This is a genomic window from Bacillus sp. FSL H8-0547, from assembly GCA_038002745.1.
Lineage (GTDB): Bacteria > Bacillota > Bacilli > Bacillales > Bacillaceae > Bacillus_P.
Genome location: JBBODD010000001.1, coordinates 660,780 through 687,129 on the forward strand (window position 1 = coordinate 660,780; position 26,350 = coordinate 687,129).

The window sequence follows — 26,350 nt, forward strand, 5'->3', positions numbered from 1 at the left end:
ACTGCAGAGAACGTCTCCCCTGCAACAGAGGAAAAACCAAAGCAAAAAAAAGAAAAAAAGAAAAAAAACGCTTTTCCGCTTGAGGCGGCTAAAAGTAAAACCGTAATGGAACCCAAGAAAATAAAAGCGGAGAACAAGGAAGAAAAAGAAGAAGAAGACGTGTATGTGATGTCTCCTGAAGAGGAAGCAAAGCTTGTTAAACTCGCTGAATATATTATCACAAGCTGGGACGTGTCTGTCGACCGGATAGAAGTTATTCAAGGCGGCCAAATGGCCCTCGTATGGAAAATTCATACTCCAAATGGACCCGTCTGTCTTAAGAGAATTCACCGCCCGGAGAAAAAAGCTCTTTTTTCCATCAATGCTCAAAACTACTTAGCAGAAAAAGGCGGAAGGGTTCCCGGCATTATCCGAAACAAAAACGATGTGCTTTTTACTAAACAGGGGCCGTTTTTGTTTGTTTTGTATGACTGGATTGAAGGCGGAGTATTTGATTTAGCCGTTGATCCGGACCTTGAAGTGGTCATGAAGGGTCTTGCTGAATTTCATCTTTGGTCAGAAGGCTATCATCCGCCTGAAGGGATCCCTGTCTTTAAGAAGCTCGGACGCTGGCCGAACCATTACATTAAAAGGTGCCAGCAGCTTGAGTCATGGAAGCTCATCGCACAAAGCACTCCAGACAATCCTTTTTCCCAGCTGTATCTTCAGGAGATTGATTACTTTATCCAGCAGGGACGGGAAACGCTTGACCGTCTGATGAACTCCAAGTATGTTCCGTGGATTGAACAGCAGTCCGCTAACCCTACTCTGTGCCACCAGGATTACGGGGCAGGCAATACGGTGCTCGGAAATGATGGTAAAATATGGGTAATTGACCTTGATACAGTCTCATATGACCTGCCGATCCGCGACTTGCGCAAAATGATTATCCCTCTCCTCGATACAACAGGCGAGTGGGATGAAGCGAGATTTCAGCTGATGATGAATGCATATGAAAGCGTCAACCCGCTGACTGACGAACAGAAAGAGGTTATGTATATCGACATGCTTTTCCCGTATGAAATGTACGACATTGCCCGGGAAAAGTTTGTCAGAAAAACAGATATGCTGCCGGAAGAACTTGCTCAGGCATTTGAGTACGAAAGAATTAAGGAAGCACATTTGAATTCCATGATTAAGTCAGGACAATAGCATGGCAAAGGGCGCCGGAAACGGCGCTCTTTTTTGCAATAAAAAAAGCGTCCCGGCAGGACACTTTTATAAGCCTTTCAGCGTAATAGACTGAATGTCTTCAAGCTTTACTTTTTCACCGTTTATTGTTGCGCAGTTATCTTTAAAATCTGTTACCTTGCCTATATAGGTCTGCTTATTGGTGGAGATGCTGCAGTTTAGTCCCGATAAGCGTTCCGGCAAATGAAGAAGCAGCTGCAGTTTTTCCTCGTTTGATAAGTCATTGAAGGAATGCAGGGGCTTTGAGAGTTTTTGCTCTTTTTGAACCGGCGCATCTTTTTTTGCTGCCTCATTCGCTGCAGGCTCTGCAGGCACAGGAGCAGCCGCTTCGGCCGGCGGATTTTTTCTCATCACATAGGTTTTCTGCATGGACGTTAGCACTGGCTCAAATTCCGGCTGAACAATATACAGCAGCGGGGGATTTTTCACAGATTGATGTTTTTTCAACAGGCTTCCCTCCCGGTTTAAATGCTTTACAAGAAAGTATATGCGGGGTACCAGGGTTTATGATTATAAAGGGGCTGACTATTCGCTTTGCTTTTGTGCTTCTATCGCTTTTTTCAGATGTTTCAAATGATCGCCGTCTTCTTTTATCATGATTTTCGCAAAGACAGGCTTGATCAGTTTCATTTTGAACGTCTTTGCAGTGATTTCGCACACAAAGCGGATGACAGTCTGATTTCCCGCCTTGGTAAATGTGTAGTGATACTCGGTTTCCATTCCGTTCATTTCACTTTTTACGGAAAATTTTGCACTGGGTACGTATTCTGTAAATTCAATAACAGCAGATGCCTGTCTTCCTCTTATTTCCCGCGTTTCCCTGTACTGTGTTCCTTTTGCAGCAGGCCCGTCTGTCAGCTTTTCAACTTTTATCACGTTTTCCATAAACTGCAGAGCATTCTCCGGATTTGCTGCGAATGCAAATGCTTCTTCAATTGGGGCTTCAACGGTTACTTCATCATGAAATGCGCTCATTGTTTGTCCTTTCTATGCGGGTTTTTATCTTATTCTATCAAACTCTCCTGCTGGGATGTCTGACTTGCGTATAAATAAATCCGGATATTCAAGTACAAAACCCTCAGTGTCTACATAAATCAAAGACTCAAAATCCCGGCACTGATAGGCAAATGTTCTCGTACTGTCTATCTGTTCAAGAAACGTGTACGTTTGTGATACTTTAAATAAGCGCAATTGGGGAACATCCACATAGACCATTTCAAAATTCCTTTTCTGGCCAGGCTCCCACTCATTCCGGTTAATCGGGAGAGAATTAGTAAAAGGTGTGACGGAAAGATCTACATCGATTGCACCGTTTAACTCCCCTATTTCCTTTCCATCAGGCCGAAACCAGCGTCCTTCACCGTCTGAAAGGATCTCGAGTTCTCCTGCGCCGGAAGCCGCTATTTTCACATTCCTTGTCCGCCAATTTGAGTCCAGTTCTACAGCATAATTGACATAAAAAAGGACATTTCCCTCTTCATAAGTAACTTTTCCATATCCGCGAAAAAGCCCGCCTTCGCGAGCCAAACTGAAATGCTCTGTCCCAGACGAGTCTATCTTGTTCCAACTAACAGCTTGCTGCTGCATGTTCTTCCCCCTCTGCAGTTATTCATTTATACATTCTTTTCAAAAAACGTTAAGGAGATCTGTTCATTTACAATGACTTCTTTCACTTTCTGAAATCCATTCTTTTCGTAAAATCTTACTGCCGGCGTATTTTTTGAACCAGTCGAAACGTTGATTCTTTTAATCCCTTCCTGTCTTTCAGCATAATTCAGCAGGCTCTGGGCAATTCCTTTTCGAAAGTAGTCAGGGTCTACAATCAAACGATGGATATCCATTTCTTCATTTTCTATTTTCATAGCTAGTGCCCCGCATAGCTTATTTTCTGAAAAATAGCCATAGAAGCATTCTCCGCATCGCTGCAGGGTATCAATTGTATCTTTTAATGGAGGTATGTCATAAGAGCCAATTAATTTTGCCTCAACTTTATAAGAAGGGATTTGAATCGTTAAAACTTCTTCAGCTGTTTTTTTATCTGTTATATCCATTTTTATAATCATGTCTATCACCCATTCAATTAATTAGCTCGGCTGTTTCCATTTTATCACAATTCCCCATTAGCAAAGGTCATGCTGCCGGATTAAGCGAAATTGTTTGTACCGAACGCTCATGTTATAAAAAAGGACACAAAAAAAGCCTCCCGCACACATGCAGGAAGCTCTGATCTTTTATCCAAGAATATGATAGCCTGAATCAACATGAAGGTTTTCTCCGGTCATGCCGCGTGCAAGGTCACTGAACAAAAACAGCGCAGTGTCGCCGACTTCTTCAGGAGTCGTTGTGCGGCGGAGCGGGGCACGCTCTTCAATGTCCTTAAGGATTGAGTTGAAGTCGCTGATGCCTTTTGCTGAAAGAGTGCGGATTGGTCCCGCTGAAATGGAATTCACGCGGATGCCGTCTTTTCCAAGGTCGCTTGCAAGGTAGCGCACGCTTGCATCAAGCGACGCCTTTGCCACACCCATTACATTGTAATTCGGAAGAACTCTTTCTCCTCCAAGATACGTAAGTGTGACGATGCTGCCGCCTTCTGTCATCAGGCCTCTTGCCGCTTTTGCAACAGCCGTGAGGGAATAGGAGCTGATGTTGTGGGCAAGCAGAAATCCGTCACGAGTCGTATTCATGTATTCTCCGCTTAATTCTTCTTTATGGGCAAACGCGATACAGTGCGCAATGCCATGAATAACGCCGACTTCATTTTTAATCGCTTCAAAACATGTTTCAATCTCCGCATCGTCTGTCACATCGCACGGCAGAACGATCGAATCGCTGCGGTCAAGCGTCTCAACGAGATCACGAACTGATTTTTCAAGACGTTCCCCTGCATATGTAAAAATAAGACGCGCTCCCGCTTCGTGAAGAGAACGTGCAATTCCCCAGGCAATGCTTCGTTTATTTGCGACGCCCATTACGACAACATTGCGTCCAGCTAATGATAAGTTCATTTGGAATCCTCCCGATTAATACATGTTATTAGTACCTGGTTATAATTATAGCATGTAATTGAAGCGGGAACAATCTCGCGTTGCTTTCTAACCCAAATACTTCTGATAAATCTTCCTTGCTTCAGCCGGGTCTTTTGTGCCGTGAATAAGCGCCCGGCCGTCACGAAAAACAACCACCCGGTTTTCACCTGCCTGAAAAGAGAGCAGATACGGATTGGCCGTTATCTTTTGGGCCGCACGTTCCAGCTGTTTGGCGAGACTTTGAAAATCAAGGCTTCGGGCTTCTGCGGGCCTGATCTGAACTGTATCCCTTCCGCATAGAACGGATGCTTTTGCGCTCTTGTCCCAGGTCAGATATGGATAGAGAGGATCTTCTCCGCACGAAGGACACGATGGACTTTTCACTTTGGCAACGCTGATTTTGCTGAATTGATTACGCCAGACATCAAAGGAAAGAAGCTCTCTTCTCATCGCTGATTTTTCTCCTGTCAGCCACTTCAACACCTCTGCCGTCTGGTAAGAAGCCGTAATTTGAACGGCAGGACTGATAATTCCCGCCGTATCGCACGTCTGGCCTTCCATCGGAATCTGCTTAATCAGACAGCTCAGGCAGGGACCCTCCCCCGGTATAACTGTATAGGTCAGCCCGTAGCTTCCGACACATGCCCCGTAAACCCAGGGAATTCCCTGCTTCAAAGCAGCATCGTTGATCAGCATGCGGGTTTCAAAATTATCCGTCGCATCCAAAATCATATCCGCATCATGGCAGTAATCAAAGATGGAATCCGCCGTCACATCATCAATAACGCCCCTGATTTTCACCTCACTGTTGATGGAGGCAAGTCTCCGTTCAGCAGCTGCTGATTTCGGCATCCGTTCTTTTGCATCCTGCTCTGTATAGAGCTGCTGGCGCTGAAGGTTGCTCCACTCGACGTAGTCACGGTCAACGATTGTGATTCGGCCAACGCCTCCCCTGACAAGCATTTCAGAGCTGGCTGTGCCGAGTGCACCGGCTCCAATGACGAGCACATGACTGTTTATGATTTCTTTCTGGCCTTTTTCCCCAATAGGGGCGAATAGTTGCTGTCTTGAGTACCGTTCCATTTACGTTGTGATCATTCCTTCTTCAGGACTGCTTGCAACAGCATAGGATTTAACAGGGATACGGCCTGCTTCATAACTCAGCCGTCCCGCTTCGACCGCAAACTTCATGGCTTTGGCCATTTTCACGGGATCTGCTGCTCCGGAGACAGCCGTGTTCAGCAGCACGCCGTCAGCACCAAGTTCCATCGCTTTCGCTGCATCAGCGGCAGATCCGATTCCTGCATCCACAATAACCGGCAAGTCAGTCTGTTCGATAATAAATGTGAGATTGAGTGGATTGATGATTCCCTGCCCTGATCCAATTGGGGATGCCCCGGGCATGATGGCGTGGACGCCTGTCTCTTCAAGTCTTCTGGCAAGTACAACGTCATCAGAAGTATAAGGAAGAACGATAAATCCTTCTTTTACGAGTTCTTCGCTTGCTTTAAGCGTTTCCACCGGATCCGGCAGGAGTGTTTTCTGACACCCAATCACTTCTACTTTTATCATATCACACAGACCTGAAGCTTTAGCGAGCTTTGCAATCCGGACGGCTTCCCCGGCCGTTTTGGCGCCTGCCGTATTGGGAAGCAGTGTATATGCGGTCAAATCAAGCTTCTCAAGCAAGTCTGGCTGAGACGGCTCGAATACATTCATCCTGCGGACAGCAAACGTCAGGATCTCCGCTTCTGACACTTCTGCCGCTTTCTTTTGAATGTCAAAAGACGGATATTTCCCTGTTCCAAGCAAGAGCCGTGATTTAAACGCTTTCCCTGCAATTTTTAACATGTGTCATCCTCCTCCTACAAAATGAACCATTTCAAGAACATCACCGTCACTTAAAATTGCGCGATGATAGCATTCCTTATCAAGGATTGTTTCATTATGTTCAATCATGACCGTTTTATGGCTCAGCTGATAAAATGCCAGAAGATCTTCAACTGTCTTTATGTGCGAATCCAGTTCAGCTGTGCTGCCGTTCAATTTGATTTTCATGATTTCACCTCTGTCCGCCGGTTTAATCCAAACTCTCTTTCATACTCTTCCTTGACCGGGCGATTCAAAAACAAATCCCTTACCATTTCGCCTGTTTTCGGAGCCAGCAGAATGCCGTTCCGGTAATGTCCTGTTGCCGCATAAAGATTTTTCATTCCTTCATGCTTAAAAATATAAGGTTTTTCATCCTGTATTCCCGGTCTCAGTCCTGCCCATGCTTTTTGGAAAACACCCTTTTTTATGCACGGCATAATGGAAACAGCTTTCTCCATTAAGGAAGCCATCCCCTGAATTGTAGGCTCTGCCTTCCAATTCCCCTCATCCATCGTCGCGCCGATGATGATGCTCCCGTCAGATTTTGGGACAAGATAGCAGCTGTCATGAAAGACCGTTGACGCTAAACGGAACCCATCCGGCATGATGGAAAGACATTCGCCTTTAACAGGATGAACAGGAGCTGAGATGCCTAATTCCTTAAACAGCTGGCCGCTCCATGTCCCGCCCGTAATCACAAGTACTTCACAATAATGAATCTCTCCTGCAGCTGAAACTTCATAGTGAGAAGGCTCTGCCCGCTGTATACGTCCCGCTGCAGCTCCTTCAAGGATGGTTCCTCCGTTTATTTGTACCGCCCTTGCCAGAGACCGGCAAAGAGCGGAAGGGGAGACCTGGCCGTCTTTTGCAATGAACAGGCCGCCTTGAAGATCCTCTGTCAGGTTGCTTTCTTTCTTTAGGACAGAATCCCTTGAGAGCCACTCAACATCCGGTTCTTTCCCTGCTCTATCCCTAAGGGAAGCAGCTTCCTCAGCCGTCATGGCAAGTTTCAGCATCCCATTGTAAACAAGCTGAATATCTATGCCTGTTTCCTCAAGTAATTCGGCTGCAAGCCTAGGATAAAGAGCCGCGCTCTCTTCGGCAAAACGGAAAAAGACATCTGCCCTTTCCGTTTCTGTATGAGCCCCAAGCATGCCTGCTGCAGCGGATGATGCCCCGCAGCCGATCTTCCCTTTTTCAAATACAGCTACTTTCATACCTGCCTTTGACAGAAAATAGGCAGACATCAGGCCGATGACTCCTCCCCCGACAATTCCAGCATCATAAAATGTCCTCAACCGCCGTTCCTCCTTTCAGCTTTCGTGCAAGCTCTTTTGCCGCCTCCACGGGTTTGTCTGCTGAAAACACATAAGACATGGCTGCTGCTCCTGCGATTCTCAGCTTTTTCAGTTCCGGCAGCACACCAGGAGTGATTCCTCCAATTGCATAGACAGGGATGGATACAGATTCGCAGACTGTTTGAAGAAAAGAAATTCCTCTTGGCTCAAGACCGTTTTTTGAATTTGTCTGAAAAATATGTCCGGCAATCAACCAGTCTGCTCCTTCTTTCTCCCTCTCGATTGCCTCTTTTGCTGAATGAACTGAACATCCCGCCCCGAGGTAAGGGTAGTGCTCTTTAACAAACTTCACAGGCAGCCCATGTGACGGAAGCTGGACTTTTGCCAGTCCCGACCTCACCGCTGCATCCACCCTGCCGTTCATGATCAGTTTTGATTTTGGAACCCCGCTGCGCGCAAGAAGCTCAACCAGCTCCACCAGGTCTTCTGCTGACTTGTCTTTCTCTCTTATGTGGATGGCATCCGCAAATTTATGTACGTCTGTGATGATGGAAACCAATATTTCTGAAGAATGCCTTCCATCCGTTACAAAATGAAGCTTCACTTTTGAAGCTGCAGCGAGTCTGCACGGCCCCACGCTTCGAGGTTTTCAGCCATATCCCAGAAGCGGTATTCATACATGGAGCTGATCAGGAAGTGTTCTTTCATCATCATGCGCTCATGCGCGCTTGCTTTTTCGGCCAGTTCATCAAAACGGTTCACCTGTTCAAGGACAAGCTCTTTAAACCAGTCGCCATGATAGGTCTCAATCCATTTTTCATAGACGGCATCATCAGGCTCACAATCCTTCAGACGCTCTCCCACTTCGTAATAAAGCCAGTAGCATGGCAGCAGCGCAGCTATGATTTCACCGAGATTTCCGGTCGCGACTGCGCGGTACATATGAGACGTATAAGCATATGCTGTCGGCGCAGGCTTAAATTCCGCGCGTTCTTTTTCCGTAATTCCGAGCATTTTTGAAAACTGCTGATGAAGGGAAAGCTCTGCTTCATAAGTTCCCTGAGAATGAACGGACATTCTGAACGTCGTATGCAGATCCGGGGCCATTGCACCGGCAAACGCCTGCACTTTGGCAAAGTGGGTCAAGTAATACGAATCCTGCATCACATAAAATTTGAACTTTTCTTTCGACAGCGTCCCGTCACCGATTCCTTTTACGAAAGGATGGTGAAAGCTCCCTTCCCACCACTCGTTTGCGTACTCCCTGCATTCTTTTGAAAATAGCATGACGTCTCCTCCATTTCTTTTTTAAACAGCAAAAAACCACTTTTCGCATAGAAAAGTGGTGTATGAAATAGACCCTTACACCACTTCCCTACGCTGGTGTTAACCAGATCAGGTTCTGAGGGTCTCGGTGGCAAACTCCGATCTCAGCCCTTCTGAAGGGCTCCCCTAGCGGTTTATCGTATAAAATTTTCTGAATGTTTTACATGCCCATCATACCACGATAAAAATATCTTTCAAGGCTTTTTCAGGAAATTTCTGCTTAATTTTTGTGAAACTCGAGCTCCTGCCTCAGTTCATCGATATACTCGGATGATCCCGTCAAAATCAGAAGATCTCCCCGTTTCAGCTCCGTATCGCCGTGAGGAACAATGGACTCATTCTCCCGGAAAATCCGGACAAAAATGACGTCTCCCGTGAACGGGAAGCTCCTGAGGACCATGCCGTCGTAACGTCTGTTGTTCATTTTGATCTGATAAAGGGCAGATTCGCTGTGCGTCAGGATTTTCATGATGCCCGGCGCTTCGATCAGGGCTCTGAGCAGCGTTTTGGTCGAGAGCAGAACAGAGAACACATCAATGTTCTTTGCTTTCAGCTGCTCATCAAGCAGGGGCGAAGCAATACTTGCAATGACCCTGTCGACTTCAAGCTCTTTTGCCATCAGGGCTATTTCCGCATTCGCATCCTCATCGCCTGTTGCTGCAATCAGAATATCCGATTCAAATACCCCTTTTTCCTGAAGCGTCTCAATCGAATAATCTTCAACCTCTTCGATTTGAAAAAGAGATTCGGCAATCTGCTGTTCGTTTTTATCAACATGCGTATGATAGATGATTGTTTCATACAGATTCGGATTCAGTTCTCTTGTAACAGGCAGCGTCATTTGGTTGGCCCCTATGAACGCAACCTTCAGTCTTTTCTTGGAACCGAGCTTTTCAGGGAAAAGCTTTTTAAATCCAATCGGCGTAAAGATGCTTGTCAGAACGGCCGTCAGAATGAGCGCCCCGGACATCTGCGAGTCAATGACATTCACCCGTTCTCCAATCGTCGCTGCGGCGATAACAAGCGACAATGTGGATGTAAGCAAAAATCCAGCAGCAAGCGTCGTTTTCGTATCGTACCATCTTTTTAAAAGATAAATCGGAACAACTTTTGATATCAGCAGTGCGATAAACAACAGCGGAATCAGCATAAGAATTTTAGGTTCTTTAAACAGCGACCAAATATCAAGGTCCACTCCAACCATGACAAAGAATATCGGAATCAGAAAGCCGTACCCGAACGAATCCATTTTCTGAACCATTTCCTTGTTCGGGGAAAGAAGAGATACGAGCACGCCTGCTAAAAAGGCGCCGAGAATGTTTTCTGCACCGATCGTTTCTGAAAGCGCAACAAGCACAATAATCAGCGTAAAAACAGCTCTTGTCCCAATTTGAATCGTGCCTTTAGAAAGCGTCTCGATAAACGATCTGCTCTGAAAGGTTTTGCCGATAAAATAAAGGGCAACACCAGCTCCGAACAAAATGAGCATCAGCCACATATTCGTATTTTCCCCGCCATAAATAGACGCAAATACAGCAAGCAGAATCATCGTCACCAAATCGGCAATGACGGCGACAAGAAGAATAATCTGTCCGATGTTCGACTTCATGATACCTGCATCCTTAAGCGTCGGCACGACCACCCCGAGTGAGATGGTCGAGATGATCAGCGTCATCAGGAACGCATTTTCAATAAATCCGATCAGAACAAACAGATAAGAGAGCAGCAGGGAAAGAATAAAAATGCCGACAAAAACAAGAAAAGAGACAAGGAACGTATTCGGCGCCTCTTTTCCGGATGGCAGCACCTCTTTTTTCCTGCCCCCGATAAATGCTGTGAAATCAATTTCAAGACCGCTCAGAAACATGAGAAAAATAAATCCGAGCATAGACAGCGTTTCGAGCCACATATCTTGCTGAACAAGGTCAAACCCGCTTTTGCCGATCACAATACCCATAATTATTTCTGCTACGACGACCGGCATCACTTTTATTTTGAAGCGGTGCAGTATGAGCGGAGTGATAAAAGCTGCGAGCAGGACAATAACAAGTGATGAAAAAGAAGCTCCGTGCAAGGTTTTTCCCTCATTTCTGTAGTTAGATTAAGTACTGCATAAACATTGTGGCCATTCCGAAATAAATAAGGATGGAAATAATGTCATTAATCGTTGTAATAAACGGGCCGGATGCAACGGCCGGGTCGACCTTCAGCCTGTGCATGATAAGAGGCACAAACGCTCCGGCAATTGTCGCGACAGTCAGCGTGGCAAGAATGGATACACCGACAAGCAGACCAAGATACAGATCCTGTTTCCAGAAGTACACGACGCCCGTTACAAGAACTCCGCAGACAGCACCATTAATTAAGCCGGTTCCCGCTTCACGGGCAATGATTTTGAAGTTTCCGCCTTCTTCATCCCCCATGGCAATTCGGCGGACGGCAACTGCCAGTGCCTGCGTGCCTGTATTTCCGGCCATTCCGGCAATTAATGGAATGAAGACAGCAAGAATTGCTACCTTATCAAGGGTCTCTTCAAACTGCCCGATCAGATTGGCCGTCAGCATCCCGAGAAATAAAAGAATCACGAGCCATGGCAGTCTTTTTTTAGCAGCGGAAAGAGGACCTCTGTCAATAGAGTCCACATCCGAAACCCCTGCGAGCTTGGAATAGTCATCAGATGCTTCTTCATCAATAACGTCCACGATATCATCAACCGTAATAATTCCAAGAAGGTGATTTTGAAAATCAACAACTGGCAGCGCAAGAAAGTTGTAATCCCGCATTTTCCGGGCAACTTCTTCCTGGTCTTCCCCAACACTGACGGAAAACACACGCTCACTCATGATTTCGCCAATCATCACATCGTCGTCACTCACGATTAAATCTCTGAGAGAGATAACTCCCGCCAGGTGCTTATCTTCATCAATGACATACAGATAATAGATGGTTTCAGCATCAGGAGCCTCATGCTTAAGGATATGCATCGCCGATTTGACGGTTTGATTCGCCTGAATCGCGATAAATTCCGTCGTCATGATACTTCCTGCTGTAAACTCTTCATAATGAAGGAGCTCGCGGATTTCCTTCGCTGCTTCATCGTCCATAATGGTCAGGTAGCTTGCAACCTGATCTTTGTTGAGCTCATTCAGAACATCTACCGCATCATCCGCATACATGTGCTCAAGCATTTGCGAAGCAAACCTTGGATCCATTTCTGACAGATACATTTCGTAGTTGTATTCTTCATCTTCGATATTTTCAAACAGGGCAGCCATCTCTTCAGGAGACAAATACTGATAGACCCTTGAACGCTCTTCCTGTTCGAGCTTTACGAACATTTTTGCCTGGTCATATGGATGCTGCTCCAAAAACAGCGAGCGAAAACCGTCAAAGTCTTCATTCTCTAATGCTGTCACGAGCGCTTCTGTCTCAATGACAACTTTTTCTTTTTCTTCTGACATAAAGAATCTCCTCCTCTCCCTGTCGCTAAATCACCGGGAAATCAAAATGTCATGAAATTGTGATACAAATCGTCTATTCGCTGTAAACATGCGCCGGTACGGCATTCTGCAGTCTTCACAACCGTTTTTTCATTGTGATAAGGTATCATGTTTTTGACTGATTTACAAATGAATCCTTTGCAAAACCGTCAATTTTCGCTAAGATTGAAAAAGATGATTTTCGCTTGCAAGCTAAGCACAAACCATATAATGACTGAAAGTACAAGAAAGGGATCCCGTATGAACACAGATAAATCCCCACAGCAGCAATTAGATTACACGCTGATTTTTATTATGTTTTTAATGGCACTGACCAGTGCCGTCGCCATAAGCAGTGCCCAGCCTACTTTACCCGAAAAATTGCAGAATATAAACTTTGCGTTTCTGCAGCTCAGATGGTACATCATCGGTATTATCGCCGTCATTGGAACGATGATTATCGACTTTGACCGCTTCAAGCAGCTCTCATGGTATTTATATGGATTCGGGATGCTTTTGCTCATCGGCCTTGAAATTCTTCCGCCGCCGATTGTAGAGCCGATCAAAGGCGCGACAAGCTGGTACACACTGCCCGGAATCGGAAACTTCCAGCCTTCTGAATTAATGAAGATCTTCATGATTATTGTGCTCAGCAGAATTATAGCAGATCACAGGGAGAAATACGCAACCAATACTGTGAGAGACGACTTGCTCCTATTAGGTAAAGTATTTGCAGCAGCCGCACCTCCCATACTCCTGCTGATGAGACAGCCGGATACAGGGATGACGATGGTTTTTTGCGCCATCATCGGATCACTGATCCTCGTTTCTGGCGTGAAATGGAAAATCATTCTCGGCTTCGTTTTTTCAGGTGCTGCCGTTTTTGCCATGGGAGTCGGCATCTATTTTGCCTTCCCGAGTTTTTTCAACACGTATATTCTTGATACGAACTCGTACAAGCTGGACCGGATTTACGGCTGGCTGAACCCTTATGAATACTCTAACGATATCGGATTTCAGCTGATTAAATCGCTCCTTGCCATCGGCTCCGGAGAATTATACGGCAAAGGCTATCAGCAGCTGGAAGTATACCTGCCTGAAGGACATACGGACTTCATCTTTGCGATTATCAGTGAACAGTTCGGCTTCATCGGTGGAAGTATTGTCATTTCCCTGTTTTTCCTTCTGATCTACCGGATGGTTCACATCGCACTTGAAAGCAACGACCCGTTCGGCAGCTTTCTTTGCACGGGCGTAATCGGCATGATCACATTCCAGGTTTTCCAGAATGTCGGCATGACCGTCGGCCTCCTGCCGATTACAGGACTTCCGCTCCCGTTCATCAGCTACGGAGGAAGCTCGCTTGCCACTTACATGATTGCCATTGGAATTGTGCTGAATGTCCGCTCAAGAACGAGAAAGTATATGTTTGATTAACCCGCTTACGTGAGCGGGTTTTTCTTTATAATGGGATGCAATTGTGCATTTAATGGAAGAATAAATCCAGATGCTTTTTTTGATAAGATGAAGAAAAGAGAAAAGTAAGGAAGTGGCAGGTGTGAAGCTCGATATTATCGGAGATATACACGGATGTTTTGATGAGTTTAAAAGCTTGACGGAAAAGCTTGGGTACGACTGGGCCGGCGGATTTCCGCTCCACCCTGACCGGAAGCTTGCGTTTGTAGGTGATCTTGCTGACAGAGGACCAAAGTCGCTCAAGGTTATTGCAACCGTTGTGGCTTTAATAGAGAACAATGCAGCCTATTATGTGCCCGGCAATCACTGCAATAAACTGTACCGTTACATGCTCGGGAACAAAGTCCAGGTCGCCCACGGACTCGAAACTACCGCAGCAGAGCTTGAGTCCCTGGAAGAAGAAGAACGAAAACAGATCTATGCAAGCTTCATGAACCTGTACGAACAGGCTCCTCTCTATCAGGTGGTTGACGGTGGTGCACTGGTCATTGCCCACGCCGGGATCCGGGCAGATTACATAGGAAAAACGAACAAAAAGGTCAAAGAATTTGTTCTGTACGGAGATATTACGGGCCAAACGAATCCGGACGGCACCCCTGTCAGACGAGACTGGGCCAAGCTGTACCGCGGAAAACCCTTTATCGTGTACGGACATACGCCGGTGCGCAAAGCCAGATTCGTCGGGAACACAGTCAACATTGACACCGGAGCAGTATTTGGCGGAATGCTGACAGCCCTCAGGTACCCGGAAAAAGAGACGGTGACTGTGCCCTCTTCCATGCCTTACGTTGAAACACGTTTCAGGGAGCTGGACGGGACGGAGTGAGGGGATGAAGGTGGAAGTATATTGTTGTGAAAGGGTATCATTTCTATGAAAATGGTGCCCTTTATTTTGGATGCGGCGAATTATAGGGTTTCGTATTGGTGTAATGGTGTCTTATATTTTTGCGGCAATCTTTTATAGGGCAGCATTTTAGGGTTTTGTTGGCCTATTTTTCAGATGGAGCATTTTATAGGGTTGCATTTTCATGTTTTGCTGCCCTATATTTCTGAGGGAGCTATTTATAGGGTTGCATTTTCATGTTTTACTTCCCTATATTCCGGAGGGCGCATTTCAATAGGGTTTCATTTCAGCTATCCAAACTCTTTTCAGGCACACTAACTACCTCTTTTTCTAGCAAGATCTTGGGCATTTTTGAGTTGATTTGCGTCCCTGAATGATGCAAGTCAGCTAAATCTTGGGCTGGTGCAGATCCGCTCTTCTGGGCAGGATGCATTACTGCCGACAATCCGCCCAACACAACCAGCTTCATCCGATTTACAACTAACTATCCATGCATAACTACCAACTTTCCTTGTTTTACTACCAACCCTCTTTAAACCAGCATTTCTGCCAATTGACTCTATAGAATCCAACTATCAAAAACCGCCGGCATAATCGACGGCGGTCTTCTTTCAATTATCAGCCTTTCAGCACTGCCTGCATATCTGCTGGAATCTCCGCTTCAAACGTCATTTCCTTCTCAAGAAGCGGGTGAAAAAAGGAGAGTACTCTGCTGTGCAGTGCCTGTCTCCCAATCAGGTCCCTGCTTCCTCCGTAAAGGCTGTCTCCGCAAAGCGGGTGCCCGATATAAGCCATATGAACCCGGATCTGATGAGTGCGGCCGGTTTCGAGCCTGAGAGTTACAAGGGTGTACTTTTCCGCAGAAGACATCACCTGATATTGCGTGACTGCATCCTGTCCGTCTTCCCGCACAGTCCGTTCGATGATGCTTTCCTCTTTGCGTCCGATTGGTGCATCAATGATTCCGCTCTCCTCGGTCAAAGCCCCTTCTACTAAAGCGGCATATGTCCGCTTAATGCTTCCCTGCTTTTGCATGGAAGAAAAGAGCGAATGGGCAAAACGGTGCTTCGCGACAAGCATGAGTCCCGAAGTATCTTTATCCAGGCGGTTCACAGCATGAATGGTTGCAGCGATTCCGTTTTCCCGGTAATAGTCCAGCAGGCCGTTTGCAAGGGTTCCGCCCGGGTGTTCTCTGGACGGGATTGTGGGTACAAACGGAGGTTTGTTGATCACAAGGCACCATTCATCTTCATACACAATATCCAAATCCATTTTTTCCGGAACAATCCCTGCGCTTGGCTCTTCAGGCGGAAACGTCACCTTCAGGTCATCTCCGGCAGAGAGCGCTGCACGGACTGTTGCATGTTCCCCGTTCAGCAGAATGCTTCCGCCTGCAAACTTGATGTCGGTTAAGGCACGCTTTGAAATTTTTTTCTCTTTCAGATAGTCTTTGATGGTTTTTCCTTCGTCTTCAGAAGGAATCGTCCATGATAATAAAAACGCGTCCACAGGCATGTCACTCCGATATGAATGAATCGCGGACACGCTTCCAGAATGGAAACGGTCTGAACCGCGCAAATCTGATTTTTTCATTGGCTACCCTGCACTGAATCGATTTTACATCTTTGTGGAGAAGTGTTAAGTGATCGATTGTAATTTGAAAATCCACATCATTAACCGGTTTCAGCAGGCATGTGTGATGGTCCGGCAGCACAAGCGGCGAGCCTACCGTTCTGAACACTCTGTTGTTGATGGAAGCCATTTCAGCCACTTGAATGGCAGGGATAGAGGGATGGAGAATGGCTCCTCCAAGGGCTTTATTATAGGCTGTCGAGCCGGATGGCGTTGACATGCATAGCCCGTCTCCTCTGAACGTTTCAAAAAGCTGGCCTTTGATTTCTACATCCATAACAAGAGAGCCTTCAATGGCCTTTACGGTGCATTCATTGAGAGCAAGGTATCTTGCTTCGCGTCCGCCGTCATTATGTCTGATGATGACCTCAAGCAGCGGGTATTCCACTACCTGATAAGGCGTTTTGGCAATGGCGATCACAAGCTTTTCAATTTCATCAGGGACCCAGTCTGCATAGAACCCGAGATGTCCCGTATGCACCCCTACAAAAGCCGTTTTATCAAGTCTGCTTCGGTATCTGTGAAACGCATACAGGAGCGTTCCGTCTCCTCCTACAGAAATCACAATATCAGGCTTGTCCTCGTCATACTCAAGCTGAAAGTCCATCAAGTAGGCTTTCATTTTATGCATCAAAGTATTTGATACCGTGTCACCTTTAGATGTTACTGCAAATTTCATAGCAGCATGCCCCTTTTTTCATCATTTATCATTCTTGTCCGTTTTCCTTGAAAAAATGACTTGTGCATCTCGTATCTCCCCGCGGATTTTAGACATCTCTTCATCGAGCAGAAATGCTGCCTCCGCAGAGCTTTTCAGCCTGATTTTAATGTCCTCCGGAAAATTCCCGCTGTATTTGTAATTCAGGGAATGCTCAACGGTAGCCCAGAAGTTCATCGCAAGCGTCCGGATCTGAATCTCCACAAGGATGCTCTTCTCCCCTGAAACCGTCTGGACAGGATACTCTGCCACCACGTGATAGGAGCGGTATCCGCTTGCTTTTTTCTGTGTAATGTAATCCCGTTCTTCAATGATTTTAAAATCGTTCCGCTTCCTGAGCATCTCCACTACAATTTTAATATCATCAACAAACTGGCACATCATGCGGATGCCTGCAATGTCCTGCATATCGCGTTCCAGAGCGTCAAGCGGAATTTCTTTTCTCTTCGCTTTATCCAGAATGCTCGCGATTGGCTTCACCCTGCCGGTAACAAATTCAATTGGGGAATGCGTCCCTTCTAATTCATACTGAGATCTGGTTCCTCTCAGCTTTACTTTCAGCTCATCCACCGCCTGGCGGTACGGAGCTAAAAACACTTCCCAGTTTCTTCCGATCATAACCTTCCCCCTTTTGTAAAAAAACGAAGCTGCAGCGTGCACTGCATTTGATCTCTTTTTAAGAAAATTCCTTATGTATCAATCTTCCAAACCGAACGTTTCTACTGCTTTTCTTTCCATTTCTTCCCCGTAGTTTGCATTTCCTTTTATGTTTTCAAGCAGGGCTGATAATTCATCATGAAGATCCTTAAGCTCAATCGTCAGCCCATTGACCGTCAAATATGCCGGTATGCTGCTGTCGAGTGTTTCTTTAAGCTCCGGCCAAACCTTTGAAGGAAGATTAGCGTAGATAAATTCTTCTTGATAATCCAATATGTATATAAATGAAAGCTGATCCGAATCTGCAAGCACCTGGCCCACTGCAGTAAGTCCTGCAAGGTCTGACTCTTCAAAAGGCTGTGCCTGAAAGATCATCCGGTCATTTTCGCGTACTGCCCCTGTTACTTCAATTCTCTGTTTCATAGCAATCTCCTTCCAAATCAATTCCACGTCTATTCTAACATATTCCCCCTTTACATGATAAACATTGAAAACCCGTTTTTTAATTGCGATAATGGAAGAAGATAGTGTCAGAACGGAAAGGAACATCGTATATGAACCAGGAAATTGAAATTGAATATAAGAACCTGCTTACAAAACAGGAATTTGACAGATTGACCGATTTTTTCGGCTTTACAAAAGATGCATTCAGCCTTCAGGAAAACCATTACTTTGACACGCCTGATTTTCAGCTGAAAGCCTCAAATGCTGCCCTGCGCATCCGGTTTAAAAATGGAAGCTATGTGCTTACACTGAAAGAGCCTGCAGAGATCGGACTGCTTGAAACACACCAGCAGCTGCACAAAGAAGAAGCGGAAGGGCTTTTGTTTTCGAATGAACGGCTGAGAGAGGGAGCCATTACAAAACAGCTCCAAAACCTCGGAGTAAATTCAGGTGACTTGAGGTTTTTCGGGACGCTGTCCACCTCACGGGCTGAAAAAAACACAGATGAAGGCTTAATTGTGCTTGATCACAGCCGATATTTAAATAAAGAGGATTACGAAATTGAGGTTGAAGTGACAAATGCGGAAGAGGGATATCGTTCTTTTCAGAACCTGCTTGCCTCTCACCATATTCCGGTTCGCAAAACCCCTAATAAAATCAAACGTTTTTACGACCAAAAACTTCTGACGGAAAACAAGTAAGGAGTAAAAAGCAAATGGATATCGCCCATCTCAAATCAGCCCTGCAGCTGCAGGCATTGCGGAGTCTTTCAGGAGAAGAAACAACGGTTTCCCCCCTGTCCTCCCATTCTTATTTCAAGGATGTTTTTCAGTCTTTTATCAATGAGGATCAGAAAAACGATTCCGTTGCTGTCCGTACGCCAATTGGACTGCCGGTCCAGCTGACTCAGCCAGCGCCTTTACTGAATGATCACGTTCAAATAGAGAGTGCTCCAAAGCCTATGCCGGAAAATAGAACCTCACATATTGACGGCATTATTTCTGAAATGGCAGCCAAATATGGTGTGGACGAGAAATTGATCCGTTCAGTCATCAGACAGGAATCAAACTTCAATCCGGATGCGGTCAGTCATGCGGGGGCGGCAGGACTCATGCAGCTCATGCCTGCCACCGCCAGGTCACTTGGCGTATACAACGCTTTTGACCCGGTTCAGAATGTGGAAGGCGGCACGAAATACCTGAAGCAAATGCTCACGAAATACAGCGGAAACGTATCGCTTGCTCTCGCTGCCTATAATGCAGGGCCGGGGAATGTGGATAAATACGGCGGAATTCCCCCTTTTAAAGAAACACGCAGCTACGTTCAAAAAATTACAGATGCCTATTACGCCTGATGAAGAGCTGATTCCAATGAATCGGCTTTTTTTTTATGCTGTTTCAAATACAGGACAGACCAGAAAAATCCCTGTCGCCTAAAAGCATAATTCCTTATATAATGAGAAAGAACTAAAGACACTCAGAGCAGTTTGTTTGAGCAATGGCAAGTCAGTTGTTACAATAAGCTTATTACGAAATAAAGGAGATCACTGGAATGGCTGATCAATTTGCAACACCGTACGAGGCGATCGGAGCAGATGCACTTTCGCAGCTGGTTGATGCCTTTTACCTAAGAGTGCATAAGCATCCTCTGCTCTCTCCGATTTTTCCGGATGATTTATCGGAAACAGCCAGAAAACAAAAACAATTTTTAACGCAATACTTGGGCGGACCGTCTTTATATACAGAAGAACACGGACATCCCATGCTTCGCGCCAGGCATTTGCCATTTGAAATAACGCCTGAGAGAGCACGCGCGTGGCTGTCCTGCATGGAAGAAGCAATGGATGAACTGGATCTGGATGAACGATTTCAAGCATGGTTTTTTGAACGGCTGGAGCTGACGGCCCGGCATATGGTGAACACACCTGACAAAGAGCTGCAAGAGAAAGGGATACACCAATGATGATAAGCCACAGTGAGAATACGGCACCTTTTTTCTCTCACTGCCAGGGAAACTCAAAAAAACCGCTTGAGATTTACATGTTTATCGATCCTTTATGTCCTGAATGCTGGGCTCTTGAGCCGATTATTAAAAAACTTCAGATTGAATACGGGCGTTTTTTCACTTTGAAACACATTATCAGCGGCCGTATCAACACGCTTAATCAATTCAAAAAGAGGACACCCGTCAATCAGTCAAAAGCATGGGAAAAAACGGCCAGTCTGACCGGCATGTCCTGCGACGGCATCCTTAAGTCAGAAAGCAACATTTCAGCACCTTTTGCAGCATCCCTGGCGGTTAAAGCTGCCGAGCTTCAGGGAAGAAAAGCCGGAATCAAATATTTGCGGAAGCTTCAGGAAGTTCTGTTTCTTGAAACGAGAAATATTTCAGAAGAAAGAGTACTCCTGGAGATTGCAAAAGAAGTAGGACTGGACGAAGATGAATTCATAAGAGATCTTCATTCGCCAAGCGCCGCGAAAGCACTTCAATGCGATTTGAAAATTTCTTCCGAGATGGAGGTTCAGGAAAATCCCACTCTTACGTTCTTCAATCAGAATGTGGATGAAGAAGGACTGAAGATAAGCGGAATCTATCCTTACGAAATGTATGTAGGCATCCTGTCTGAAATGATCGGGGACCTGCCGAAAAAATCTGTCGCTCCCCCTCTTGAAATCTTTCTGAGCTATTACCGTTTTGTAGCCACAGCCGAAATTGCCGCTGTCTACAATTTGACCCATGAAGATGCGGATAGGGAAATGAAAAAGTACATGCTTGCTCAAAAAGCAGAACGTGTCCCGCTCAAACACGGCACTTTCTGGAGATATATCAAATGAACGGACCCTGTACATATGTACGGGTCTTTTTTCTTATTCCCTTTGGACACCTTTAAAAAACCAGATGATGTGCAGGATCCAAAAAGAGTTCAGCGTCACCTTAGATAGAAAGCGCTTACAATATAAACATTAAAAAGACTCCGCACGGGTAATACGGAGTCTTCTGTATGTCTTAACGACAACAAAGGGGATGGGAGAAATTTTTCACGGTCAAACAAAGGGGTAAATGTTTGTTTGTGATTAATTTCACATCTATAATATATCAGATTCTGTCGACTTATGACAACCCATTGATCTTCATTTCACAAATTTGTCACAAACATAAAAATGCCCGGCACTTCATAGTTTTTTAAAAAGGACAATCCGGGAGGAGATTATGAATAACCGCATCCCCTTGCTTATCAGCGTCGTAATCCTGCTTATCAGCTTTTTCCTGAACGTTCTTGGGCTGATGGAAATGTTCCCGCTGCTGATTTCTTCGCCGCTTTTGTTTGTTTCCATTTTTGTAACTCTGTACTTTGTGAATCACCGGAATACGTTTAAAGGGTTTTAGATGAAAGCAGAAAACCTGCAGCAATGATCGCTGCAGGTTTTTCTTTTATTCAGACAGAAGCTGTTCCATTTCGTTCAGTTTCTCTTCAAACACCTTCAGCGCCTCTTCAATCGGCTCTTTTGAAGTCATGTCTACGCCGGCTTTTTTGAGGACTTCAATCGGGTAGTCAGAGCTTCCTGATTTGAGGAACTCAATGTATCGTTTAACGGCAGGCTCCCCTTCTTCAAGGATCTGTTTGCTGAGCGCCGTAGCTGCACTGAACCCTGTTGCATATTGATAGACATAGTAGTTGTAGTAGAAATGAGGAATTCTTGCCCACTCAAGCCCGATTTCTTCATCTACAGTCAAATGTTCTCCGAAGTATTTTTTATTCAGATCATAGTACAGTTCAGTCAGAAGATCAGGAGTCAGCGGCTCTCCGTCCTGTGCTTTTTTATGAATGGCATGCTCATATTCCGCAAACATCGTCTGGCGGAAGACCGTGCCTCTGAATCCTTCAAGGTAATGATTTAAAAGATACAGCTGTTTCTTCTTATCATCGATTGTTTTCAGCAGGTAATCATTCAATAGTGCTTCGTTGCAGGTAGATGCCACCTCTGCCACAAAGATTGAATAGTGCCCGTACTGATAAGGCTGTGAATTGCGTGTGTAGTAGCTGTGCACAGAGTGCCCGAATTCATGTGCAAGTGTAAAGAGATTATTTACGTTATCCTGCCAGTTCATAAGGATATAAGGATTTGTTCCGTATGTGCCTGATGAATAGGCGCCGCTTCGTTTTCCTTTGTTTTCATGAACATCAACCCAGCGGTTTTCAAACCCTTCGTTTAATATAGCGATGTACTCATCTCCAAGAGGAGCAAGGCCTTTTAAAAGGTAATCCTTTGCTTCTGCGTACGGCACCTTCATCTTCACTTCTTTTACGAGCGGTGTGAACAGATCATACATGTGCAGCTCTTCAAGTCCCAGCACTTTTTTACGGAGTTCGATGTACTTGTGCAGCAGGTGAAGGTTGTCATTCACCGTTTTCACAAGGTTTTCGTATACTTCTTCCGGAATGTTGTTGTTGCTGAGTGCCGCTTCGCGCGCAGAAGAATAGTTTCTTACTGTTGCGTAGAAATTATCTTTTTTAACGGCTCCGCTTAACGTGCTTGCGAATGTATTCTTGTATTTGTCATACGTGCCGTATACAGCTTTGAATGCATCTTCTCTTACCCTGCGGTCTTCGCTTTCAAGAAAGCGGATATAGCGGCCGTGGGTGACTTCCACTTCTTCGCCGTCTTCATCCTTGATGGACGGAAATTCAAGATCTGCGTTGTTCAGCATGCCGAATGTATTGCCTGAAGAACTGAGAACATCCGATGCCTGAGCAAGCATGGCTTCCTGCTCGGCTGAAAGCACGTGCGGGCGCTGGCGGTTAATTTCATCCAGTGTATGTCCGTACACCTTCAGTTCTTCTTTTTCCTGAAGGAATTCTTTGATCTTCGCTTCATCCATTTCAAGTATTTCCGGTATCATGTAGGATGACACGCTGCTTGCCTGCGTATAGAGGTTTGCGGCGCGGTCGTTCAGTCCCTGATAGTGGGAGTTCCCTGTATCCTGATCGTATCTCATGTGCGCGTATGTATAAAGCTTGCCAAGTCTCTCCATTACTGAATCCTGATACGTTAAGGCCTCAAGAAAGGCATCTGCAGAATCTCCAAGCTTTCCTTTAAACTCTTCCATTTTCGGCAGGGCTGCTTTTACTTCTTTAAATTCCGCTTCCCATGCCTCGTCGTCTTTAAAAATATCTTCAAGTCTCCACGTGTCTTCTACAGCAATTTCAGACCGTTTCGGCAGCGTTTTTGCAGCTGTTTGTTCTGTCATGGAAATATCCCCCTTTTAAACATGATTACTCCAATAATATTCTATATTTTCTATCAAATCAATTGAAGAGTCTTGCTATTTTCACTCAACATCAGACATTTCCCGACGGGGTCCGTCATTTTCTCCCCCGTGTTTCTGCATCGATTTTGCAAGGATGTAGGCAATGGCTCCCGTGCTTGCTGCTGTTACAGTAAAATCAAATAAAGTCGCTTTCTTTTTCTTCTTATAAAACATACTCATTCCTCCATTTTTCGTTTTGTCCTTAGGTTGCTGCATCTCCCCCCTGTTCATACTCATTTATCTTTTGTTTAAAAGCTCATTGTCTCTTTTTAAAAGCTCCTCCTGATTATGAGTCCAGTTCAGCTCTGCCGTTTTTCTGTATGAATAGGTGGTTTCCTTCGCGATCAATCCTGTTTGAGTCAGCGCCTCAAGGTAAGCCCGGACAGGTGCTCCGATGGATACGTGCTTCAAATGGCTGATATCACGTCTTCCAATCTGGCGGTCACGCTTTATTTCATTTCCTGCATCTTGCAGCTGAAAGACTGAACGCACAGATAAAGAGTCTATAAAAAGCAGGATCTTTGTCTGCCAAACGTAAACAGCTGTATGAAAAAGATATCCAGTCGCGACAGGAATGAAGGCTTCTGAAGGAAGACATGACAGCGGAATTTGCTTTTTTTCATAGAGAGTTTGCTGAAGGGATTTCAGTTCTTCTGATAAGTGGATGTGCGGCTTAAGCCGGTGCATTTTGACGAGGTTCAGCCACTGTGTCCAATTTTTTGGCGATGGCGCTGCCTGCGGAGTTACATCGTGAAGGGAGATATGACGGATGGGTTTGACTGAGGGAATGGATGTGAACACTTGCTTGGAAAATGGGATGAGGTGTTCGATGAGAAGAAAAGCCTGAAGGGACGAACAATAAGACAGGAGATATGGTGGACCAAGAATATCAGGCCCCTGTTTTGCAAAAAGCCATTGAAACGGAGAGATGCGAAAGGTGCTGCTGCTTAATCTTACCGCGTTTTTTGCTCCAAGAATCCAGAGCGGTTCAATATTTGCCTGCTTATACTGCGAAGTTCGTTTATAAAACTGGGCGGCAGGTATGGCTGAACACTGAAATTCGACGGCAATTTTTCTTTGCCCTGTGTCTGCATAAACGTCCGGCCTCTGCATAATCTCAGGAAAATAGCGTTCCATTTCTGTTTGGACCATGTTTTGACTTTTCAGCCACTCGTACAGCTGGATCTTACCGTTCAGGTGATAGTCTGATTCAGGCTCGTGGTCGATGAGGCAGGATTTCAGTTTCTGATGGGCAAAATGAGGAATGTTAATGCTGCCCGCTTTCAGGTCAAGGGGATGTTCACACACGGGACAGTAATGCGTTTTTCCGCGCATACGATGCAGATCTGAATGACCGTTCCTTATCGATGTCAGATTGATCAGTCTGCCATCAGCATCTTTGGCTATCAGCATGTTTATCTATCAGCTCCTATTTAGAATTCTTTTCCATTATACAATATACAGGAGAAAGAAAGCACAAAAAAAGACACACCTCTTTAGGTATGCCCTACAACAATGGCGAAAGCAGCCTTGACATGGATTCAAACAATTTCTGTTTGAACGGCCGTTTTTCAAATTCATCCATGATAATCTCATGAGAGTCCAAGATATCTTTTTCATAGTCATTGACCAGCTTCTGTGTGCTTCGTGTTCTGTACAGGAAAGCGTTGACTTCAAAGTTCAGATGAAAGCTTCTCATATCCATATTTGCCGTTCCGATTGAGGCAAGCTCATAATCGACGATGACAATTTTGCTGTGCATGAAGCCTTCCTTATATTCGTAGATCTTTACTCCTGCTTCAAGCAGTTCAAGGAAATACGACCTTGATGCGTAAAAGACAATTTTTTTATCGGGACGGCGCGGCACGAGGAGTCTGACATCCACACCGCTTAAGGCTGCTACCTTAAGCGCAGATAGAATATCCTCATCCGGAACAAAATAAGGTGATGCAATCCAGATGGAATCTTTGGCAGAGATAATCATGGAGAAGAACAGGTTTTTGATGACTTCCCATTTATTATCGGGCCCTCCTGCAATAATCTGTACTCCGCCTTCATGTTCTTCCAGTTGCACAGTCGGTGTCATGTACTCCTTTTTCACAAGGTTTTCTCCGGTCATATAGTACCAGTCCTGCAGAAAAATCATTTGAAGTGTGCGGACGGCTTCTCCGCGCACCATTAAGTGCGTATCCCTCCAGAAGCCGAAGTACGCATCTTTCCCCAGGTATTCATCTCCGACATTCAGCCCGCCGACAAATCCTGCAGTTCCATCTATAACGACGATTTTTCTGTGATTGCGGAAGTTAACTTTATTATTTAAAAACGGCATTTTAACAGGCAAAAAAGAGACCACATCGATGCCTGCCGCGCGCATTTCTTTTATGTAGGATTTAGACAGCTTCCAGCTGCCGACTGAATCAAATAAGAAGCGGACTTCAACACCCTGCTTCGCTTTTTTGATCAGGAGATCTTTAAGCTTGCAGCCTACTTCATCGTGTCTGACAATATAGTATTCCAAGTGGACATGATGCTCGGCTTTTTCGATTTCGCTGAAGATATGGTCGAACGTTTCTTTCCCGTTCGTTAATGTTTTTGACCGCGTTGCAAATGAAATCGGTGTATGGCCGAGCCTGTGGGCCAGATTAAAAAGCATTTGCTGGTGGTCTCCCATTAAGTCGATCTTATCTTCATAAGAGCGCTGATTCCCTTCAATTTCAAACATGATTTTTTCATCAACAAGCGCCTTTCTGTCAAACAGTTTCCGCTTCCTTACATTCCTTCCAAACACAAGGTAGAACAAAAAACCAATCAGCGGAAAGCTTCCAAGGACAACGAGCCATGTAATCGTCTGCGATGGCTTGCGGTTTTCAAGAAAGATAACAAAGCCGATGAAGATAATCGAAAATGTAAACAAAACGGTCACAGCCGTCAGAAGCCATTCGCTTGAAATACTGCCTGTCACGTTTTGAAGAAGGTAGATGCCTATTCCTATTAATGCTGTAAATAAAAAAACACGGACTGTATTCTTCATGTGATTC

The 26,350-nt window shown here is 45.3% G+C and carries 29 protein-coding genes and 1 riboswitch; of the genes, 8 read left to right on the plus strand and 21 right to left on the minus strand.

Annotation, left to right across the window (positions count from 1 at the left end):
- The first annotated feature begins 168 nt into the window (after positions 1-168).
- Positions 169-1,191 (plus strand): CotS family spore coat protein, encoded by a 1,023-nt coding sequence (locus tag MHB63_03325; protein MEK3805618.1) that lies wholly within the window; start codon positions 169-171, stop codon positions 1,189-1,191.
- A 66-nt stretch (positions 1,192-1,257) separates the two neighbouring features.
- Here MHB63_03325 and MHB63_03330 read toward each other — a convergent pair whose 3' ends face one another.
- The 13 genes from MHB63_03330 to mgtE form a co-directional block, all read right to left on the minus strand.
- Positions 1,258-1,677: a CotO family spore coat protein gene (locus MHB63_03330; GenBank protein MEK3805619.1), complete on the minus strand. Its 420-nt coding sequence runs from the start codon at positions 1,675-1,677 to the stop codon at positions 1,258-1,260.
- A 78-nt stretch (positions 1,678-1,755) separates the two neighbouring features.
- On the minus strand, positions 1,756-2,205 hold the full coding sequence (locus MHB63_03335; GenBank protein ID MEK3805620.1) for an SRPBCC family protein: 450 nt from the start codon (positions 2,203-2,205) through the stop codon (positions 1,756-1,758).
- Positions 2,206-2,229: 24 nt separating this feature from the next.
- Positions 2,230-2,817: a putative glycolipid-binding domain-containing protein gene (locus MHB63_03340; GenBank protein ID MEK3805621.1), complete on the minus strand. Its 588-nt coding sequence runs from the start codon at positions 2,815-2,817 to the stop codon at positions 2,230-2,232.
- A gap of 26 nt (positions 2,818-2,843) precedes the next feature.
- Positions 2,844-3,293 carry a GNAT family N-acetyltransferase gene (locus MHB63_03345; GenBank protein ID MEK3805622.1) on the minus strand — a complete coding sequence of 150 codons (450 nt, stop codon included), beginning with the start codon at positions 3,291-3,293 and terminating at the stop codon, positions 2,844-2,846.
- Positions 3,294-3,461: 168 nt separating this feature from the next.
- Positions 3,462-4,235 carry an enoyl-ACP reductase FabI gene (gene fabI / locus MHB63_03350; GenBank protein ID MEK3805623.1) on the minus strand — a complete coding sequence of 258 codons (774 nt, stop codon included), beginning with the start codon at positions 4,233-4,235 and terminating at the stop codon, positions 3,462-3,464.
- A gap of 87 nt (positions 4,236-4,322) precedes the next feature.
- Entirely contained in the window at positions 4,323-5,339 is a 1,017-nt protein-coding gene (locus MHB63_03355; GenBank protein ID MEK3805624.1) for a thiazole biosynthesis adenylyltransferase ThiF, read from the minus strand.
- Entirely contained in the window at positions 5,340-6,107 is a 768-nt protein-coding gene (locus tag MHB63_03360; protein ID MEK3805625.1) for a thiazole synthase, read from the minus strand.
- A 3-nt stretch (positions 6,108-6,110) separates the two neighbouring features.
- Positions 6,111-6,314 (minus strand): sulfur carrier protein ThiS, encoded by a 204-nt coding sequence (gene thiS, locus MHB63_03365; protein MEK3805626.1) that lies wholly within the window; start codon positions 6,312-6,314, stop codon positions 6,111-6,113.
- Positions 6,311-7,426, minus strand: a complete 1,116-nt coding sequence (thiO, locus tag MHB63_03370; protein MEK3805627.1) for a glycine oxidase ThiO — start codon at positions 7,424-7,426, stop codon at positions 6,311-6,313. The genes thiS and thiO overlap by 4 nt, the downstream gene beginning before the upstream one ends.
- Positions 7,410-8,030, minus strand: coding sequence for a thiamine phosphate synthase (locus tag MHB63_03375; GenBank protein ID MEK3805628.1), 621 nt, complete (start codon positions 8,028-8,030; stop codon positions 7,410-7,412). Before MHB63_03375 ends, thiO begins: the two co-directional genes overlap by 17 nt.
- Entirely contained in the window at positions 8,027-8,713 is a 687-nt protein-coding gene (gene tenA, locus MHB63_03380) for a thiaminase II (protein ID MEK3805629.1), read from the minus strand. The genes MHB63_03375 and tenA overlap by 4 nt, the downstream gene beginning before the upstream one ends.
- A 68-nt stretch (positions 8,714-8,781) precedes the next feature.
- A riboswitch (TPP riboswitch) is annotated at positions 8,782-8,890 on the minus strand.
- Positions 8,891-8,972: 82 nt separating this feature from the next.
- A complete protein-coding gene (locus MHB63_03385; protein MEK3805630.1) occupies positions 8,973-10,826 on the minus strand; it encodes a monovalent cation:proton antiporter family protein in 1,854 nt (617 codons plus the stop codon).
- A gap of 22 nt (positions 10,827-10,848) precedes the next feature.
- The gene (gene mgtE, locus MHB63_03390) at positions 10,849-12,213 is read right to left on the minus strand and encodes a magnesium transporter (protein MEK3805631.1); all 1,365 of its coding nucleotides are present in this window, start codon (positions 12,211-12,213) and stop codon (positions 10,849-10,851) included.
- Between the two features lie 279 nt (positions 12,214-12,492).
- Here mgtE and MHB63_03395 point away from each other — a divergent pair, with 279 nt between their 5' ends.
- Complete coding sequence (locus MHB63_03395; protein ID MEK3805632.1) at positions 12,493-13,668, plus strand: FtsW/RodA/SpoVE family cell cycle protein; 1,176 nt, start codon at positions 12,493-12,495, stop codon at positions 13,666-13,668.
- A gap of 121 nt (positions 13,669-13,789) precedes the next feature.
- Complete coding sequence (gene prpE / locus MHB63_03400) at positions 13,790-14,533, plus strand: bis(5'-nucleosyl)-tetraphosphatase PrpE (protein MEK3805633.1); 744 nt, start codon at positions 13,790-13,792, stop codon at positions 14,531-14,533.
- A 636-nt stretch (positions 14,534-15,169) separates the two neighbouring features.
- Here the strand turns inward: prpE and MHB63_03405 are convergent.
- The 4 genes from MHB63_03405 to MHB63_03420 form a co-directional block, all read right to left on the minus strand.
- Positions 15,170-16,066: an RluA family pseudouridine synthase gene (locus tag MHB63_03405; GenBank protein ID MEK3805634.1), complete on the minus strand. Its 897-nt coding sequence runs from the start codon at positions 16,064-16,066 to the stop codon at positions 15,170-15,172.
- Position 16,067: 1 nt separating this feature from the next.
- Complete coding sequence (locus MHB63_03410; protein ID MEK3805635.1) at positions 16,068-16,862, minus strand: NAD kinase; 795 nt, start codon at positions 16,860-16,862, stop codon at positions 16,068-16,070.
- A 21-nt stretch (positions 16,863-16,883) separates the two neighbouring features.
- Positions 16,884-17,516: a GTP pyrophosphokinase family protein gene (locus MHB63_03415; protein ID MEK3805636.1), complete on the minus strand. Its 633-nt coding sequence runs from the start codon at positions 17,514-17,516 to the stop codon at positions 16,884-16,886.
- 81 nt (positions 17,517-17,597) lie between these two features.
- On the minus strand, positions 17,598-17,981 hold the full coding sequence (locus MHB63_03420) for a hypothetical protein (GenBank protein ID MEK3805637.1): 384 nt from the start codon (positions 17,979-17,981) through the stop codon (positions 17,598-17,600).
- 131 nt (positions 17,982-18,112) lie between these two features.
- Between MHB63_03420 and MHB63_03425 the strand changes: the two genes are divergently transcribed.
- The 5 genes from MHB63_03425 to MHB63_03445 all read left to right on the plus strand — a co-directional run bounded on the left by MHB63_03425 (position 18,113) and on the right by MHB63_03445 (position 21,389).
- Positions 18,113-18,703, plus strand: a complete 591-nt coding sequence (locus MHB63_03425) for a CYTH domain-containing protein (GenBank protein ID MEK3805638.1) — start codon at positions 18,113-18,115, stop codon at positions 18,701-18,703.
- A 14-nt stretch (positions 18,704-18,717) separates the two neighbouring features.
- Positions 18,718-19,356: a lytic transglycosylase domain-containing protein gene (locus MHB63_03430; protein ID MEK3805639.1), complete on the plus strand. Its 639-nt coding sequence runs from the start codon at positions 18,718-18,720 to the stop codon at positions 19,354-19,356.
- 197 nt (positions 19,357-19,553) lie between these two features.
- A complete protein-coding gene (locus MHB63_03435; protein MEK3805640.1) occupies positions 19,554-19,964 on the plus strand; it encodes a hypothetical protein in 411 nt (136 codons plus the stop codon).
- Positions 19,964-20,836: a ClpXP adapter SpxH family protein gene (locus MHB63_03440; GenBank protein ID MEK3805641.1), complete on the plus strand. Its 873-nt coding sequence runs from the start codon at positions 19,964-19,966 to the stop codon at positions 20,834-20,836. Before MHB63_03435 ends, MHB63_03440 begins: the two co-directional genes overlap by 1 nt.
- Before the next feature lie 376 nt (positions 20,837-21,212).
- Complete coding sequence (locus MHB63_03445) at positions 21,213-21,389, plus strand: hypothetical protein (protein ID MEK3805642.1); 177 nt, start codon at positions 21,213-21,215, stop codon at positions 21,387-21,389.
- A gap of 45 nt (positions 21,390-21,434) precedes the next feature.
- Here the strand turns inward: MHB63_03445 and pepF are convergent, their stop codons facing one another.
- From pepF to cls, 4 genes are all read right to left on the minus strand, one after another.
- A complete protein-coding gene (gene pepF, locus MHB63_03450; GenBank protein ID MEK3805643.1) occupies positions 21,435-23,252 on the minus strand; it encodes an oligoendopeptidase F in 1,818 nt (605 codons plus the stop codon).
- A gap of 81 nt (positions 23,253-23,333) precedes the next feature.
- Complete coding sequence (locus MHB63_03455) at positions 23,334-23,486, minus strand: hypothetical protein (protein ID MEK3805644.1); 153 nt, start codon at positions 23,484-23,486, stop codon at positions 23,334-23,336.
- A 63-nt stretch (positions 23,487-23,549) separates the two neighbouring features.
- Positions 23,550-24,725 (minus strand): competence protein CoiA family protein, encoded by a 1,176-nt coding sequence (locus MHB63_03460; protein MEK3805645.1) that lies wholly within the window; start codon positions 24,723-24,725, stop codon positions 23,550-23,552.
- A 94-nt stretch (positions 24,726-24,819) separates the two neighbouring features.
- Positions 24,820-26,343: a cardiolipin synthase gene (gene cls, locus MHB63_03465; GenBank protein MEK3805646.1), complete on the minus strand. Its 1,524-nt coding sequence runs from the start codon at positions 26,341-26,343 to the stop codon at positions 24,820-24,822.
- Between the last annotated feature and the right edge of the window lie 7 nt (positions 26,344-26,350).